The organism is Flavobacterium gawalongense (genome assembly GCF_007097265.1).
Taxonomy (GTDB): domain Bacteria; phylum Bacteroidota; class Bacteroidia; order Flavobacteriales; family Flavobacteriaceae; genus Flavobacterium; species Flavobacterium gawalongense.
In genome coordinates, this window is the sequence record NZ_VJZP01000003.1 from 107795 (window position 1) to 125877 (window position 18083).

The window sequence follows — 18083 nt, forward strand, 5'->3', positions numbered from 1 at the left end:
TTTAATTAAAATGTTACGTTAAGTCCCACAGCTACACTTTTCTCTCTTGGGTAAGACAAATATTCCATCCCAGCAGAAGGCACACCATTCAATGATTTATCAGTATCTACCTCAGGATCTGACCCTGAATAACCAGTAATTATAAATAAATTAGAAGCGTTTACATAAAAACGAGCTGATTTAATTTTATATTTCTCTAAAGCATCTCCTTTAATTGTATAACCAAAAGTCAAATTACCCATTCTCAAGAAATCACCTTTTTCTAAGTATTTAGTAGATGGCGAGTTTGGATCTCCTTGTGCCTGAGCAGAAGTTGCAGCCTCTTGAGTAACGTTTCTTCCTCCAAGGAAAGCTCCTTTAAAGAAATAGGCATTCGTAGTGTTATTGTAGATATAATGACCAAATGCACCATAAAAAGAAGCACTCGCATCAAATCCTTTGAAAGTAAGATTAGTAGAGAAACCAACATTTATTTTAGGCAAAGGCTGTTTGTCTAATAATTTTTTGGCTGCAGTACCTAAACCAGTATCGTTACCGGCTGCGTCAGCATAAATAGAGTTCCCGTTGGCATCATACCCTCTCCATTCATATATATAATATGTATATGCTGGATGATTATTCGTAATTACCTGCGCATAAGCATCTGACAATCCTTGACCATTCAATCCACCTGTAGAGATGAAACCGGCAAAGTTTTTAACTTCATTGCTTAAGAAAGACGCATTTCCTGAGATATCCCAAGTCAAATCTTCTTTATCAATCACTTTGTAGCTCAAAGCAACCTCAACACCTTTGTTGATTAAGTTACCAGGTAAGTTTTTGAAACGTGGCGATGGCGGACCTGGTTGAGTAGCAGCTGCAGGTACAGGGAAAATCAAATCCTTGGTATCTCTTTGGAAATAATCCAATGAACCTGTCAATTTATTATTAAACAACTCAAAATCAGTTCCTACACCATACGACTTAGTTGTTTCCCATTTTAAATCAGCATTAGCATTACTATCTATACTTAAAGTACCATTGATACCATAAGAACCTCTTGAAATTGCAGAGTTTGGAGCAAATTCTTGATTTCCTGTAATACCGTAATTCCCTCTAATTTTGAAACTGTTTACCAAACCCTCTTTGTTGTCTATAACTTTATAAGCTATACCGGCAGATGGGAAATAATCGTATTTGTTATTTACCCCTAATTTAGTAGATCCATCAGAACGTAAAGTACCAGTAAGAATTAATTTTTTATATAAAGTAGCATTAACCCTTGCAAAATAAGATTGTAATTCAGTTCTGTTTCTATAAGAAAAAACTCTAAACTCATTTTGAAGACCACCTTCAATATTGTCAATCAAGTTGGTTTGAGCCAAATCATATCCTAAACCTCTTGAAAAACTTCCATCAGCAGTATAGTCATAATAAGAATATCCTGCTAATGCATCTAAATTAAAGTTATCCCCGAAGTCATTGTTATAATTCAAAGTATGTTCAAAAGTTTTATTAAACTTGTTTTGGCTATTGATTGAAGCCTGACCATGTTTAACTTCAGTTGATCCAGGAACAGCTGCCTGAGCAACATTCAAGATATCAATAGTTGGCAACAGTTGACTTTTTCTGCTAGAAGTAGAACTTTCTATACCAAATAAGAATTGGTATTTCAAGTGACTATTAATCTTCCAAGTAGTATTAATACTTCCTAAAACTTTATTAGTATTAGTATAATCTTTGTAAGCATTTAACAACTGTACAGGATTCAAATACGTATTACTTACTACATTATAAGAACCATTTGCATTATAAATAGGTAACGTTGGGTTCCAATACAAAGCTGTACCAATCAAATTCCCAATAAAACCTGCATTATTAGACAACAATGTAGTTTCATCTTTTATAGAAGCATAAATCAATCTTGATTCTACTTTTAAAGCTCCACCAAAGAAATCATTTGAATTATAAACTGAAGCACTATATTTATCCAAACCTGAATTTTTTACAATACCGTTAGTGTTTGCTGCTCCAAAAGATACTCTAGTATTAGAGTTTTCAGTTGTTTTGCTAAAAGACAAATCATGATTCATAGAAAAACCATTACGTAAAACTGCATCTTTCCAGTCGTAAGTTCTTGAACCCTTATCAACTCCACCAGCAGCAACAAATTCGTCTGCGCTCATCACACCAAATTTACCTGCCATTTTGCTGAATTGCACTGACGTACTGTAAGTCAATTGAGGTTCTTTAGATTTTCCTTTTTTGGTAGTAATTACAATTACACCATTAGCACCACGAGAACCATAAATAGCAGTAGAAGATGCATCTTTCAATACACTGATACTTTCTATATCATTTTGATTCACAAAGTTCAATGGATTTCTAGATGAAGAAGTTCCTAATAAATCATCTCCACCACCTGAAACATTTCCACCATCCAATGGAACTCCATCAATAACAATTAATGGTCCGTTACCAGAACGAATAGAGGAATTTCCTCTCACTCTAATTGCAACTCCACCTCCTGGCTCCCCACTTGATTGAGTTACTTGTACACCTGCAACTTTACCTCTTAATAATTGAGCTGGAGAAGGAGAAGATACATTGTCAAAATCTTTTGCTCCAATTTGATCAACTGCACCAGTTGCATCTTTCTTTCTAACGGAACCGTAGCCAATAACTACTACTTCTTTTAATTCAGCTGAGTCTTCTTTTAAGATTACTTTAACTGAGCTTTTTCCTGCTACATTTACTTCTTGACTTTTAAGACCAATGTAACTAAAAATCAAAACTGCGTTTGAGCCAACATTTTTGATAGTAAAATTTCCATCGAGATCTGTTTGTGCTCCATTTGTTGTTCCTTTAACTAATATAGAAGCCCCTGGAAGCGGACCGCTAGCATCAGATACTGTACCGGACACATCTTGCGAATAGGCCAAACTAGTACATAGTATCGTTAGAAACACCATCAAGCCTTTTAGTAGACTATTTTTCATACGTAATAAATAAGTTGGTTAATAATTTGTTTTAATGGTTTGTTTTAAAATATGTCGTAAACATAATACTAATTTTATGATAATTTTAAGAAAATTACTAACTATAACGTTTTCGTTGAACCGAAAACGTTTTCGATTTTAAAAATTAATACTTTAAAATATTAATATAAAAATTATATAAAATTTAAAAAAAGAGGCAAAAAAAACACATTACAGCAATTTGGATTAATTTCTCAGATTAAAGATTTGAGCATTCATCAATAAAAATGTATTTTGACAAAAATCATTGAAGATTCTTTAACTCAAGAGCCTTTTATATGCTTATTCAACAAACTAATCTTAAATTGAAATACCATGATTCAACTTATCTTTTATGGAATACTTTATTAAAATCTAAGCATTTTTGGATTTCACTATTTTTTATAATAATTTTTATGTAAAAAAAATGAGATAACTGTTTTTTGGGTAATTTCTATAAAAAAGCCACGAATACAACCCTTTTAATAATCTCAAACAGATTAAAAAGTGTATTCATGGCAGAAAGTATTAGTTTTATGTTATATGACTATCCGTAATGCGGACTAAAATCATTTCGAATACAATTTTCGTCGTTTGTACATTTATAAAGCATAAATAGTAGCCCACAGATTGTACAGATTATACCGATTTACACGGATTTTTTTACTTGGTGAATCAAACTGTTATTTAAATCTGTGCAAAATCCGTTCAATCCGTGTTATCTGTGTGTCCTATTTTATCCTTTGGAACATATTGCGGACTGTCATATTATGTTATTATTCTATCGTGATAGTTTTATTGTCTAATCCTAAACCAATTATCTTTAAAGACTTCCATTTTTTTGGCAGCAGCCCTTTATTGTATTTCAATCCAAGATCAGTTTGTTCCACACCACCAAAACCATAAATAACAGCTTGAAGCATCGCGCCGGCACCAGTGGCAAAATAAGGATTGTTGCTATTAGCAGATTCTGAAAACACACCAAAAGGAGGGCGGCTATTTGGCAAATACGATTTTACAAAATAACTGTAGGCTTTTTCTTTATCTCCTAATCGCGCATATAAAACTGACAAAACTCCTGAAGCCATTGCAGGGCCATCTTTTTTATCAATTTTTTCGGCATAGTATTCCAAATCTCTTTTTATTTGATCTTTATCTGTGATTACGTGTAAAGGATACGCTAGTAAATTAACATCCGCTTGTTTAATAATTTGCCCTTGATATCCTTTATAATTTTGGGTAATACCATTTTCGACATGAATTGCCAATTTATCCGATACTGCTGCCCATTTTGGATTAATTGGTTCGTTCAAAATTGTTGCTGCCTTAATCGTATTTTTCAGGGATTCAATAGCCGAGGCATTCGTAAAGGCATTGTCATCTATATGTTGCGCATATTCATCAGCCCCTACCACATTTAAAATAGAAAAACTTCCATCCTGATTTTTAACCACTCTACTCACCCAGAAATCAGCTGTCTCTTTTAATACGTTCCATTCTTTTCTCAACCATGACTTATCTTGTGTGTAGGCATAATAATTCCAAAATGCAATCGAAACATCAGCCGTAATATGTTGCTCAAAAATTCCTGTCAAAGCCCAAGTTGGCGTGGCTTCCTCTCCAGTATCATCAGATTCCCAAGGATACATCGCTCCTTTGTAGCCATAAATAAATGCTTTTTGTTTCGCTTTTTGCAAACGATCTGAACGGTAATCCAAACATGATTTTGCCATATCAGGTTGCAAGGCCAAAAGTGTTGGATACATCCAAAGTTCACTATCCCAAAAAATATGACCATTATATCCCTGAGAAGACAATCCCATAGGCGCAATACTTTGTCTGGTTTCCGGACGGATGTAGGAATACAAATTATACAACGCAAAACGAACGCGTTGCTGTGCATCTAAATCCCCTTCGATTTGAATATCACCCGTATTCCATAATTCAGCCCAAGCTTGTTTATGACGATTCAGTAATTTATCAATTCCCTCTTGCAATGCATATATAGGTTGTCTTTCGGATTCATTCAAAGGATCCGTAACATCTTTTGACGTGCAAATTCCTCCCGCTACAGCAAATCGGTATTTTTTTCCTTTCAATAATTTTTTGGTAAACCCAACTTCGTTACCAGTTTGTTTCAGGGATTCGCTTTGTCCGTCAAAAAGAAAAGTCGTCGAAGCCGCAACAATATATTTCCCAGTCAATGTTCTGGCAGTTGTTCCAAAAACAGGCATCATATACTGATTGTCTTTTAAAACTCGAAATTGACTTTTAGCGTCCTTCAATTCATCTGGAACAATCATATAATTATTAGCAATTATTTCGATGTCTTTATTAGGCATAATTTCAACAATAGCCATTGCAGAAAAAGGAATTGCTCTATTGGTCAAAATCGTATAATTAATCCTTGCAAAATCCTTGAAATTAAATGAAGTTGTACTTGTTCCTTCTTTCATGGAGACCACTTGGCTCCAGTTATCTATATTATCTGATTTTATATCTTGATTATTTATAGTCAAATGAAGATTCAAAAATTCTATTCCTCTTACAATTCTGCTAATTCCATTTTCAGGACTGCCATCGTAAACTCCATTTAGGATAATTTCTTTTGTTTTTAAAGGCGTATCGTCTGTAACAATCCCTATTTGTCCATTTGCCATAGCAACTCCATAATAATTTTCTCTGGAGTTTGCATATAAATGCCACTCATCTGATTTTATTTGACCAAAAACAATTGGGCTGACCAAAAGCGTTAAGAACAGACTTTTAAAATTTGAAATCATAGTTGTAATTTTTAATAATATTTTCAAACTTATATAATTAATTCCTTAAAAAATTAAATATTTAGACATAGTACATTAAATATAAATCGAAAACGTTTTCGATGTAACGAAAACGTTTTTAATTATTACAGACTGAATAATTTAAAAAAAGAATTCTATTTTTATGGAGATAATATAAAAATAAATCCTTTTTTAAATGAAGTTCGCAAGTACTATTCTATTGATCCTATTCTTTCTAAGGACCGTATTATTAGCATTTTATTGTAAAAAAGAAGAAAGCAATGATATCATTACTGCTAATTCATCTGAAAAAATAGAAATTTTCTTGAATAATTGGATTTATAGCTTCATTGAACAGCTCTTCCCCAAAAACCATATACAAAATTGAGCATTCAGTCAGAAGAAATTCAAGAAATTAAAATCTAATTGTTAATAAAATAATAGGCATTTGGGAAAACCAAAAGGCTTTAAACTAAATAACCAAACCAAAAAACTATAAAAAATGAATAACGTCCGAAATTGGTCTCTTACTGTAGCGGTAGCGGGATTTTTATTTGGCTTTGATACCGTAGTAATATCCGGTGCGAATTTGCCAATCAAAGAATTATGGCACACCACGCCATTATTTCATGGAATTTTTATCATGTCTATGGCATTATGGGGAACCGTTTTTGGCGCTTTATTCGGTGGAATTCCTTGTGATAAATTAGGCCGAAAAAAGACCCTTTTTTGGATTGGCATCTTATTTTTAGTATCGGCGTTAGGTTCTGCATTAGCACCAGATCCTTATACATTTTCATTCTTCCGCTTTATAGGAGGAATAGGTGTTGGAGCTTCTTCAGTAGCGGCGCCAATTTATATTTCTGAAATTTCCAGTGCAAAAAACAGAGGAAAGCTAGTCGCCTTATTTCAATTCAATATCGTATTTGGAATCTTGATTGCTTTCTTCTCCAATTATTTGTTCGAAGGTTTTGGAGGAGTAAATGACTGGCGTTGGATGATAGGAATTGTAGCTGTTCCTGCATTCATCTATAGTATTATTGTTTTACAAATTCCGGACAGCCCGCGTTGGTTAATATTAAAAAAGAGAGATGATGTCGCCGGTTTGAAAGTATTGGAAATGATCTACGAAAAAGAGGAAGCTTTAGAAAGTTTTAATGAAATTAAAAAAGATGTCATTGATGCTTCTGTAAAAGAAACTATTTTTTCAAACAAATATAAACTACCGGTAATATTAGCTTTTCTGCTTGCTTTTTTCAATCAATTATCAGGCATCAATTTCATCTTGTATTATGCTCCTGAAATATTGGAAATGGCAGGATTAGCCTCCAAAGAATCTTTGCTTAATTCCATTCTAATTGGATTAACAAATTTAATATTCACTATTGTTGGCATGCGATTAATAGATGTTCTGGGAAGAAAACAACTAATGATAATAGGTTCAATTGGATATATTGTTAGTTTAGGAATGGTCGCTTTAGCATTTCACAATAATTTAGGTGCTATTATTTTAATGGTCTCTATCTTATTGTTTATTGCCTCACATGCCATAGGACAAGGAGCTGTAATTTGGGTTTTTATCTCAGAAATATTCCCCAATAATGTTCGTGCCAACGGACAATCATTTGGCACAGGAATTCACTGGATATTTGCGGCTTTGATTACACTAGCAGGCCCCGTTGTGATTGACTTATTTAAAGAAAATCCTTGGCCAATATTTGCCTTTTTTGCCTTTATGATGGTTTTACAACTGGTATTTGTATTATTCATGATGCCCGAAACCAAAGGATTATCACTAGAAGAATTAGAACATAAAATGCTTAACCATGAATAATATCAAAAAAAAACTCAGTGTTGTTTGTTTTGGAGAAGTGTTGTTTGATGTTTTTCCTACACATAAAAAAATTGGCGGTGCACCATTAAATGTCGCGCTCCGCCTAGCTTCTCTAGGAGTAAATGCTCAAATAATAAGTCGCATCGGTAATGATGAAATAGGCAAAGAGCTATTAAATTTTATCAAAGAAAATGGTGTGCCTACAAACACCATTCAAATCGACCAATCTTTTTCAACCGGTGAAGTATTGGTTCAATTAGACAAAAAAGGTTCTGCATCCTACACCATCAATTATCCTGTGGCTTGGGACAAAATAGAATGCAACCCAGAAATTGAAAATGTGGTAAAAAAAGCTGATGCATTTGTTTACGGAAGCCTTGTTTGCAGGGATTTAATTTCGTTTACTACTTTATTGGAACTTATCAATTATGCCAAGTACAAAATATTTGACGTCAATTTACGGGCACCGTTTTATACTAAAGAAGTACTTATTCGATTAATGCTGCAATCTGATTTTATAAAATTCAATGATGATGAATTGTATGAAATAAGTAGTTTCCTTAACTCTCCTTATCATTCATTGGAACAAAATATTCTTTTTATTGCAGAGCAAACAAATTCAAAACACATCTGCGTAACCAAAGGCAGCCATGGAGCCGTTTTATATTACAACGAAAAAATGTATTATAATAGTGGCTATAAAATTGAGGTCATTGATACTGTAGGCTCCGGAGATTCGTTTTTGGCAGCACTACTTTACAAATTGTTAAGCAATGACGAACCCCAAAATGCTATTGATTTTGCTTGTGCCATGGGTGCTTTAGTAGCAAAAAATGAAGGTGCAAACCCCAAAATAACAGATAAAGCGATTCATGCATTTATGAACCCCACAAAAAAATAACACAAAATAATCCAGATACCATTAACACAAACAATCATGAAAACTATTATCAAATCATGCTTATTTTCAGCTATGATGCTATTCGTAGCTGAGAGTACAATCGCACAAAACAAAAAGACTACAATAATTAAAAACGCGGATGCCAAATGGTGGAAACAAGCCGTTGTATATCAAATTTATCCACGCAGTTTCAAAGACAGCGATGGTGATGGAGTTGGAGATTTAAAAGGAATCATTTCTAAACTGGATTATGTAAAAAGCTTAGGGATAGATGCGGTTTGGCTCAATCCCATTTACACATCTCCAAATGATGATAATGGTTATGATATTAGCGATTATCGTGAAATCATGAAGGATTTTGGAACAATGGAAGATTTTGATCTTTTGTTAAAAGAGATGCACAAACGAGACATTAAACTCATCATGGATTTAGTGGTGAATCACAGTAGCGATGAGCACGAATGGTTCAAACAATCCAGAAGTTCTAGAGATAATAAATACAGAGATTATTACCATTGGTGGCCAGCCGAAAAAGGGAAACCGCCTTATAGATGGAGCTTTTTTGATGTAAATAGTGAGGCTTGGAAATATGATGCGCAAACAAATTCCTATTACCTTCATTATTTTTCTCAAAAGCAACCCGATTTAAATTGGGAGAACCCAAAAGTTAGATATGAAGTGTATGATATCATGAGATTTTGGTTAGACAAAGGCATTGATGGTTTTAGAATGGATGCATTTCAGTTTGCTTCTAAAGACACAACTTGGCCAGAATTACCAAAAGGATATGAAAAAAACATCATAAAATACTACGGAGTCGGGCCTCATTTACATGACTATTTACAAGAAATGAATAGAGAAGTTTTTAGCAAATATGATATTATGACCGTTGCCGAAGGTGCTGGAAGTTCTCCTGAAGATGCTTTATTATTTGTAGATCCAGATCGAAAAGAATTAAACATGGCCTACCATTTTGAAAGTGTTGATATTGGCAAACATTTAAATGATTTTGGTCTTGTAAAGTACAAAGATATTTTTTCTCGATATGATCAAACCTTTAAAGACAAAGGATGGCTTTCTATTTTTCTTGGCAATCACGATCAACCAAGAATGGTGAGTAAGTTTGGCAATGACACCCCTGAATTTCGAGCAATTTCTTCAAAGATGCTTTCTACCTTTATAATGACAATGCGAGGAACTCCGTATTACTATTATGGCGATGAATTAGGAATGATCAACATTCGATTCGATTCCATAGAGGATTATACCGATGTGGATACGCGCAACAAATATATTGGTTTAAAAAATAGAGGTGGCGATTTACAAGCCTTTCTAGAAGGTCAAAAACAAACATCCAGAGAAAACGGAAGAACGCCTTTTCAATGGGATACAGCTCAAAACGCAGGTTTTACCACTGGAACACCATGGTTGAAAGTAAACCCAAATTACGAAACCATTAATGCCGAAGTGCAAGAAAAAGACCCCAATTCAGTCTTAAATTATTTTAGAAAATTAGTGCAATTACGCAAAAAAGAGCCAACGCTTGTTTATGGAAAATACACGTTATTAGACAACGAAAATCCAAATGTATATGCCTATACAAGAGAACTAGATGGTAAAAAATTATTGATATTATTAAATTTTACGGATAAAAACAGCACTTACAACATTGGGATTTCCACTGCTAAATCTAAAATAATTTTAGACAATTACACTGGAATTAAAAAATTGGAAAACAATATTTTACGCCCTTACGAAGCCATCATAATAGAGCTCAAACAATAATTAAAAAACAACAAATTAGACCAAAATAGATAATTTCTAATTAAACTGTTTCTTGAAAATTGAATTACAACAAATAAATTGTAAATTCGTTTTTCAAGAAACAGTTTTTTATTCGGCTTTTACTATTTAGAGTATCGAAATATGAATAATCCCACTCTCAAACAAATTGCCTCTCAACTGGGAATTTCTATAACAACCGTTTCAAAATCTTTGAAAGGGTACTCAGATGTTAGTGAAAAAACAAAAAAGGCAGTTATAGATTTAGCAAACCAACTAAATTATACTCCAAACAGTTTTGCTGTAAATTTAAGAACTAAAGAGTCTAAGACTATAGGTTTGATAATCCCTACCCTTGTTCATGATTTTTTTTCAAGTGTAATTGACGGAATTCTTGAAGAAGCGGAGAAAAGAGATTACATGGTTATTATTTTACAGTCTAACGAAAAAGTTGAGCTTGAAAAGAAACAAATTGATCTATTATTAAATAAAAGAGTTGATGGGATTTTAATGTCCTTATCTAATGAAACCGGCGATTTTGAACATTTAAAAACTATCATTTCTCACAATACTCCACTAGTACTTTTTGATAAAATTGCAAAGCTTGTTAACTGTTCTAAAGTAACTATTAATGATAGGAAAGCAGCTTACGATGCCGTTTGTTATCTTATAAAAAAGGGATATAAAAAAATTGCTCATTTTAGAGGTTCCTATTTACCTCAAAATTCTATTGACCGATTTTTAGGTTACAAAAAAGCATTGGAGGATAATAACATTATCTATGATCCATCCTTGGTTTTTGTATGTGAAAACAATATGGATTTTGAAGATGGTTATGAAAATGCCATAAAGGTTGTTAATGAACATCCGGAAATCGATGCGATTTTTGCAGTTACTGATTTAGTTGCGATAGGAATTATTAAATATTTGAATGACGTCGGTATTCCTATTCCAAAACAAATTGCTGTTTTTGGCTTCAGCAATTGGTTTATGTCAAGTGTAATAAGTCCTAAACTTTCAACCATTGACCAACCTGGATTTGAAATTGGAAGAAAATCAGCATCAATTTTATTCGATGAAATTAATCTAAAAAAGAACAATTTACCTGTAGTTTTTCAGTCAATTGAATTAGGAACAACTATAATTGAAAGGCAGTCCACTTAAAAATCTAAGAATTTAACAAGGCAGTAAACTACAGTATTTAACAATTTAACTGATCTGCATTAATTAATTTATTTTGATAAAAAAAACAGAAATACGATAAAAATTAACATCTTGTAAAAGAATATACTAAAGTATAGCCGTTTTTAATAAATATAAATTAAGTCTAAGACTTATCAAATTTTAAAAAAACTGTTCCTGAAAAATATTTTCATAAAATTAAATACGTAGAAATCCAATTCATGAAAGATACCACTCTTAAGGAAATTGCAACAAAATTAGGAATTTCAATAACAACTGTTTCAAAAGCATTGAAAAACTATCCTGATGTTAGTGCAAAAACTAAACAAGCAGTAATTGATCTCGCTCAAAATCTACATTATACACCTAACAGTTTTGCAGTAAACTTAAGAACAAAAGAATCTAAAACAATAGGTTTGATAATCCCTACACTTGTTCATGACTTTTTTTCAAATGTTATTCAAGGAATTCTTGAAGAAGCTGAGAAGAGGGATTACCTGGTTATTATTTTACAATCAAATGAAAAATTCGAGTTTGAAAAAAAACAAATTGACCTTTTATTAAATAAAAGAGTTGATGGAATTTTAATGTCTTTGTCTAACGAAACTGATGAATTTGAACATTTAAAGACTATCCTTTCCCATAATACTCCACTCGTACTTTTCGATAAAATTGCAAAACTTGTTAACTGTTCTAAAGTAACTATTAACGATAGAAAAGCAGCTTATGATGCCGTTAGTTATCTTATAAAAAAAGGATATAAAAAAATTGCCCATTTTAGAGGTTCCTATCTACCCCAAAATTCTATTGATCGATTTTTAGGTTACAAAAAAGCATTGGAAGACAATAACATTGCCTATGATTCGTCTCTAGTTTTTGTATGTGAAAACAACCCTGATTTTGAAGATGGTTACGCAAATGCAAAAAAAGTAGTTAATGAACATCCAGAAATAGACGCTATTTTTGCAGTCACTGATTTAGTTGCGGTTGGAATTATTAAATACTGTAATGAAGTAGGTATTGCTATTCCAACACAAATTGCGGTTTTGGGTTTTAGCAATTGGTTTATGTCAAGTGTAATAAGTCCAAAACTTTCAACCATTGACCAACCCGGATTTGAAATTGGAAGAAAATCAGCATCAATTTTATTCGATGAAATTAATCTAAAAAAGAACAATTTACCTGTAGTTTTTCAGTCAATTGAATTAGAAACAAGCATAATTGAAAGAGAGTCAACTTAAAATTTCAACTATTTAATAAAACAGTAAACCCTAATTTATTTAATTTAACTTATAAATATTAATTTGTTTATTTTGGTAAAAAAAATAGAAATAAGATAAAAATTAATATCTTGTAAAAGAATATATGAAAGTATAGCCGTTTTTCATAAACATAAATTAAAATAAAGATTCATCAAGTCTTAAAGAGAAACCGTTTCTGAAAAAATATTTTTATAAATTAAATACGTAGAAATCCAATTCATGAAAGATATCACTCTTAAGGAAATTGCAACGAAATTAGGTATTTCAATAACAACTGTTTCAAAAGCATTGAAAAACTATCCAGATGTTAGTGCAAAAACTAAACAAGCTGTAATTGATCTTGCCCAAAATCTACACTATACTCCCAACAGTTTTGCCGTAAATTTAAGAACAAAAGAATCAAAAACTATTGGTTTAATTATTCCTGAAGTAGTGCATCACTTTTTCTCTAATGTGGTAAATGCCTTAATTGATGAAGCCGAAAAAAATGGCTATCTCGTTATTATTTTACAATCAAATGAATCATTAGCTTTAGAGAAAAAACAGGTAGAACTTTTGATCAAAAAAAGAGTTGATGGAATTATTATTTCACTTTCAAATGAGTCAAATAATGACGATCATTTAAAAGAAATCATCAACAGGAACATTCCTTTTGTCATGTTTGATAAAATCAACAAATTAATTACCTGTTCAAAAGTAATCATCGATGACCAAAAAGCAGCATTTAATGCTGTTCAACATTTGATTGATAACGGCTGCAAAAAAATTGTTCATATTCGCGGCCCTTTAAATCCTCAAAATGCTATTGACCGTTATATTGGATATAAAAAAGCTTTAGAAAAAAACAATATCCCTTTTGACACTAAATTAGTTTACACATGCGAAACCGTAACTTTTCAAGAAGGAATCGATTTTGCAAAACAAATCATAAAAGACCATCCTGATGTTGATGGTATATTTGCAATTACTGATTTGGTTGCAGTTGGTGTATTATCTTATTTTAATGATAACAAAATTAAAGTTCCTCAGCAAGTTGCAGTAATCGGTTTCAGCAATTGGTTTATGTCACAAGTACTAACCCCTAAATTAAGTACAGTGGATCAGCCAAGCCATGAAATGGGAATCGAGTCTTTCAACTTATTATTGGAAGAAATGAATTGTCATAAAGAAGGCATTCCATTTACACCAAGAACTATTGAATTAGACACAAGCATTATTATTAGAGAATCTTCTATAAAAATTTAATTAGCTTAACTTAAAATCAGCGGATTATAAAACATAAAAATTATTCTAAAAAATCAATATTTCGTTTAATTCCCTGAAATTTTGCTCTTTTAAGAGGCGAATTTTTAAACACAACTCTAAATGTTTCTTCAGTAATTTCTCTCCAATCTTTTTTGGACATGGAAAGCAATTCCGGATTTGGATTAAATAATGGCTCATTATGAACTTTTGAAAACTTATTCCATGGGCAAACATCCTGACATACATCACACCCAAAAGCCCAATCATCAAAGCTACCTTTCATTTCTTGAGGAATATTCTCTTTAAGTTCTATAGTAAAATAGGAAATGCATTTACTGCCGTCAACAATATGCGGCCCTACAATTGCTTCTGTTGGGCAAGCGTCAATACAAGCAGTACAAGTTCCGCAATGATCTGTTGTAGGATTATCATATTCTAAATCTAAGTCGATAATTAGCTCGGCAATAAAGTAAAAAGAACCTACTTTTTGAGTCAACAAATTACTGTTTTTACCAATCCATCCCAAACCACTTTTTGCAGCCCAAGCTTTATCGAGTACTGGAGCCGAATCAACAAAAGCACGGCCAGAAACTTCACCGATAGTTGATTGAATAGAAAATAAAAATTCTTTAAGTTTTTCCTTAATTACAAAATGGTAATCCTGCCCATAAGCATATTTTGAAATTTTATAAGAATCCGTATTTTGAAATTGTTCCGGATAATAATTTAATAGAAGAGAAACAACACTTTTAGCATCATCGACCAGTAAAGTTGGGTTTAATCGCTTATCAAAATGATTTTCCATGTATGACATTTCACCATTTCTATTTTTATTAAGCCAATTTTCTAACCGTGGCGCTTCCTCCTCTAAAAACTGGGCTTTAGAAATACCACAAGACAAAAAACCGAGGCGTTTAGCTTCGGATTTGATGAACTGGGTGTATTTAGATTTTTGAATTATGATACAAAAGTTAAAATTAATGGTTTATTCAAACTAGCCCTGATTACTTCACTTAGCTTCTATTTTTATAGGAGTTCAGTGAACTTCGTTTGAAGCGGCATCCTATCTCGTTTTTTAACGAGATAGATATAGCGAATAGCAGGAAATAGCTCCTAAAATTAAAACAATCCGCCTTGAATATTTGTATTTAATTTTCCTAGATGTTTATAGGCTTTGTCAGTGACTTCTCTCCCCCTAGGCGTTCTCATGATAAACCCTTCTTGTATGAGGAACGGCTCATATACTTCTTCGATAGTTTCGCTACTTTCGGATACGGCTGTCGCCAAAGTTGATAGGCCTACTGGTCCGCCTTTAAATTTTTCAATAATTGTAGTTAGTATTTTATTGTCCATTTCATCTAATCCATGGGCATCTACATTAAGTGCTTTTAACGCATAACGGGCAATTTCAATGTCAATTTTACCATTTCCTTTTATTTGCGCAAAATCACGAACACGGCGCAATAATGCATTGGCAATACGTGGTGTTCCTCTACTTCTACCCGCAATTTCGATTGCAGCTTCCATTGTGATAGGCATTTTAAAAATAGCTGCACTTCGTTCCACGATTGTAGTTAACAACTCTGTTGTATAATATTGCAGACGCGATGATATTCCAAAACGGGCTCTCATGGGCGCTGTCAACAGACCAGAACGAGTTGTCGCACCAATTAAAGTAAATGGATTTAGATTAATTTGAACAGTTCTTGCATTTGGCCCCGATTCAATCATTATATCAATCTTGAAGTCTTCCATCGCAGAATACAAATATTCTTCAACTATGGGACTTAAACGATGTATTTCGTCAATGAATAACACATCTCTTTCTTCGAGATTGGTCAACAAGCCAGCTAAGTCTCCCGGTTTGTCTAAAACAGGTCCTGAAGTAATTTTTATGCCTACTTGCAACTCATTGGCAAGAATGTTCGCTAAAGTTGTTTTTCCTAAACCTGGAGGGCCATGAAAAAGGGTGTGATCAAGTGCTTCATTTCTTTGATTTGCAGCCTGAACAAAAACCTTTAAATTTTCTAATATTTGGTCTTGACCGGCAAAATCATCGAATGAAAGCGGCCTTAATCTTTTCTCAAGATCAAGCTCATCAGCATTATAACCGTTTGTTGTTGGATCTAAATTTTCATTCATTTAACAAAGATAAAGAAAGTATTTAGTTTGGAAGAATTCCCTTTGAAGACTTTATCAAAATTATTAATGAAAAAATAAATTAATAATTTTCATATCTCTGGAAAACAAAAAAAGCCTCTACTTTCGCAAAGGCTTTATATTATATTTTAAGATTAGTGATGTAAAACTTCTTCACCTTCTTTCATTGGAACATTTTGAGGTACAAAATCAACATCATGTGCTGGATTACTGTAATCATAAGGCCAACGGTGTACTTCAGGAATTTCTCCTGGCCAGTTACCGTGAATGTGCTCTACAGGTGCGGTCCATTCAAGTGTATTAGATTTCCAAGGATTTTGAACCGTTCTTTTACCGTAGAAAATACTACTGAAAAAGTTGTATAAAAATACCAATTGAAAAGCTCCACCAATCAAAGCAAATGTAGTTATCAGAACATTTACATTTTGCAAATCATCAAATAATGGAAAGTTTGTGTTCGTGTAATAACGTCTTGGCAAACCGGCTAATCCAATAAAGTGCATTGGAAAAAACACACCATAAGCACAAACTGCAGTTACCCAAAAGTGAACATACCCCAGATTTTTATTAAGCATTCTACCGTACATTTTTGGAAACCAGTGATAAATACCAGCAAACATACCATAAAGAGCAGAAATACCCATTACTAAGTGGAAGTGAGCTACAACAAAATACGTATCGTGAACATTGATATCCAATGTACTATCTCCAAGGATAATACCTGTCAAACCACCTGTTATAAAAGTAGAAACTAAACCAATTGAAAACAACATCGCTGGGTTCAATTGTAAATTTCCTTTCCAAAGTGTTGTAATATAATTAAACGCTTTTACTGCAGAAGGGATAGCAATTAACAAAGTTGTAAATGTAAATACAGATCCTAAAAATGGATTCATACCCGAGATGAACATGTGATGACCCCAAACAATTGTTGATAAGAATGCGATTGCCAAAATTGACATAATCATCGCTCTGTAACCAAAAATTGGTTTACGGGAATTAGTAGCAATAACTTCAGATGTAATACCTAAAGCAGGTAACAATACAATATAAACTTCAGGATGTCCTAAGAACCAAAATAAGTGTTCAAACAAAACTGGAGAACCACCCTGATAATGCAATACTTCACCAGCGATATAAATATCGGATAAGAAGAATGATGTTCCAAAACTTCTGTCAAAAATCAATAATAAAGCAGCTGACAATAAAACTGGAAAAGAAACAATACCAATAATTGCAGTCACGAAGAAAGCCCAAATAGTAAGAGGCAATCTTGTCATAGACATTCCTTTAGTTCTAAGATTGATTACTGTAACTACATAGTTTAAAGATCCCATTAATGAAGATGCAATAAATATAGCCATAGAAACTAACCATAATGTCATACCCATCCCTGAACCAGGAATTGCTTGTGGAAGGGCACTCAAAGGCGGATAAATAGTCCAACCAGCTGATGCTGGTCCAGCTTCTACGAATAATGAACAAACCATGATTACACTTGATAAAAAGAATAACCAATAAGAAATCATATTCATAAAACCAGATGCCATATCTCGTGCACCAATCTGAAGAGGAATCAATAAATTACTAAAAGTTCCACTCAATCCGGCGGTAAGAACGAAGAAAACCATTATCGTTCCATGAATTGTAACTAATGCCAAATAAATATCATTTGCCATAACTCCATTTGGAGCAAATTTATCACCTAGTAATATATTAAATATTTTGAATGATTCTTCTGGCCATGCCAATTGCATTCTAAAAAGCATAGACATCCCAACACCAATAACCCCCATAATAATACCCGTTAAAAGGTATTGTTTGGCAATCATTTTGTGATCAATACTAAAGATATATTTAGTAATGAAAGTGTCTTTATGGTGGTGTTCGTGTTCGTGATCGTGTCCGTGATCGTGACCTTCTGCTGACATATATGTT

The 18083-nt window shown here is 32.9% G+C and carries 11 protein-coding genes; 6 read left to right on the forward strand and 5 right to left on the reverse strand.

Going from position 1 to position 18083, the window contains the following annotated elements; genetic code table 11:
• Positions 1 to 5: 5 nt before the first annotated feature.
• Together FNW38_RS03095 and FNW38_RS03100 are read right to left on the reverse strand one after the other, a co-directional pair.
• The gene (locus FNW38_RS03095) at positions 6 to 2978 is read right to left on the reverse strand and encodes a SusC/RagA family TonB-linked outer membrane protein (protein ID WP_235890131.1); all 2973 of its coding nucleotides are present in this window, start codon (positions 2976 to 2978) and stop codon (positions 6 to 8) included.
• A 794-nt stretch (positions 2979 to 3772) separates the two neighbouring features.
• On the reverse strand, positions 3773 to 5779 hold the full coding sequence (locus FNW38_RS03100; protein WP_143385974.1) for a glycosyl hydrolase family 95 catalytic domain-containing protein: 2007 nt from the start codon (positions 5777 to 5779) through the stop codon (positions 3773 to 3775).
• A gap of 502 nt (positions 5780 to 6281) precedes the next feature.
• On the opposite strand from FNW38_RS03100, the gene FNW38_RS03105 reads away from it, so the two are divergent.
• The 6 genes from FNW38_RS03105 to FNW38_RS03130 all read left to right on the forward strand — a co-directional run bounded on the left by FNW38_RS03105 (position 6282) and on the right by FNW38_RS03130 (position 13985).
• Entirely contained in the window at positions 6282 to 7613 is a 1332-nt protein-coding gene (locus FNW38_RS03105; protein ID WP_143385973.1) for a sugar porter family MFS transporter, read from the forward strand.
• Complete coding sequence (locus tag FNW38_RS03110; protein WP_143385972.1) at positions 7606 to 8514, forward strand: carbohydrate kinase family protein; 909 nt, start codon at positions 7606 to 7608, stop codon at positions 8512 to 8514. Before FNW38_RS03105 ends, FNW38_RS03110 begins: the two co-directional genes overlap by 8 nt.
• 36 nt (positions 8515 to 8550) lie before the next feature.
• The gene (locus FNW38_RS03115) at positions 8551 to 10299 is read left to right on the forward strand and encodes a glycoside hydrolase family 13 protein (RefSeq protein ID WP_235890130.1); all 1749 of its coding nucleotides are present in this window, start codon (positions 8551 to 8553) and stop codon (positions 10297 to 10299) included.
• Positions 10300 to 10440: 141 nt separating this feature from the next.
• Positions 10441 to 11460, forward strand: coding sequence for a LacI family DNA-binding transcriptional regulator (locus tag FNW38_RS03120; protein ID WP_143385971.1), 1020 nt, complete (start codon positions 10441 to 10443; stop codon positions 11458 to 11460).
• A 239-nt stretch (positions 11461 to 11699) separates the two neighbouring features.
• Positions 11700 to 12719, forward strand: a complete 1020-nt coding sequence (locus FNW38_RS03125; RefSeq protein ID WP_143385970.1) for a LacI family DNA-binding transcriptional regulator — start codon at positions 11700 to 11702, stop codon at positions 12717 to 12719.
• A gap of 240 nt (positions 12720 to 12959) precedes the next feature.
• Positions 12960 to 13985 (forward strand): LacI family DNA-binding transcriptional regulator, encoded by a 1026-nt coding sequence (locus FNW38_RS03130; RefSeq protein ID WP_143385969.1) that lies wholly within the window; start codon positions 12960 to 12962, stop codon positions 13983 to 13985.
• A 40-nt stretch (positions 13986 to 14025) separates the two neighbouring features.
• Here the strand turns inward: FNW38_RS03130 and queG are convergent, their stop codons facing one another.
• From queG to FNW38_RS03145, 3 genes are all read right to left on the reverse strand, one after another.
• On the reverse strand, positions 14026 to 14949 hold the full coding sequence (gene queG / locus FNW38_RS03135; protein WP_143385968.1) for a tRNA epoxyqueuosine(34) reductase QueG: 924 nt from the start codon (positions 14947 to 14949) through the stop codon (positions 14026 to 14028).
• Positions 14950 to 15104: 155 nt separating this feature from the next.
• A complete protein-coding gene (gene ruvB, locus FNW38_RS03140) occupies positions 15105 to 16127 on the reverse strand; it encodes a Holliday junction branch migration DNA helicase RuvB (protein ID WP_039108750.1) in 1023 nt (340 codons plus the stop codon).
• Positions 16128 to 16279: 152 nt separating this feature from the next.
• On the reverse strand, positions 16280 to 18076 hold the full coding sequence (locus FNW38_RS03145; RefSeq protein WP_143385967.1) for a cytochrome c oxidase subunit I: 1797 nt from the start codon (positions 18074 to 18076) through the stop codon (positions 16280 to 16282).
• Positions 18077 to 18083 lie beyond the last annotated feature (7 nt).

What these genes read in the sequence shown, in the direction of transcription:
- FNW38_RS03120 (WP_143385971.1), top strand. Translation starts at nt 10,441, where the DNA reads ATGAATAATCCCACTCTCAAACAAATTGCCTCTCAACTGGGAATTTCT.
- FNW38_RS03095 (WP_235890131.1), bottom strand. Translation starts at nt 2,978, where the DNA reads ATGAAAAATAGTCTACTAAAAGGCTTGATGGTGTTTCTAACGATACTA.
- FNW38_RS03105 (WP_143385973.1), top strand. Translation starts at nt 6,282, where the DNA reads ATGAATAACGTCCGAAATTGGTCTCTTACTGTAGCGGTAGCGGGATTT.
- ruvB (WP_039108750.1), bottom strand. Translation starts at nt 16,127, where the DNA reads ATGAATGAAAATTTAGATCCAACAACAAACGGTTATAATGCTGATGAG.
- FNW38_RS03130 (WP_143385969.1), top strand. Translation starts at nt 12,960, where the DNA reads ATGAAAGATATCACTCTTAAGGAAATTGCAACGAAATTAGGTATTTCA.
- FNW38_RS03115 (WP_235890130.1), top strand. Translation starts at nt 8,551, where the DNA reads ATGAAAACTATTATCAAATCATGCTTATTTTCAGCTATGATGCTATTC.
- FNW38_RS03145 (WP_143385967.1), bottom strand. Translation starts at nt 18,076, where the DNA reads ATGTCAGCAGAAGGTCACGATCACGGACACGATCACGAACACGAACAC.
- FNW38_RS03110 (WP_143385972.1), top strand. Translation starts at nt 7,606, where the DNA reads ATGAATAATATCAAAAAAAAACTCAGTGTTGTTTGTTTTGGAGAAGTG.
- FNW38_RS03125 (WP_143385970.1), top strand. Translation starts at nt 11,700, where the DNA reads ATGAAAGATACCACTCTTAAGGAAATTGCAACAAAATTAGGAATTTCA.
- FNW38_RS03100 (WP_143385974.1), bottom strand. Translation starts at nt 5,779, where the DNA reads ATGATTTCAAATTTTAAAAGTCTGTTCTTAACGCTTTTGGTCAGCCCA.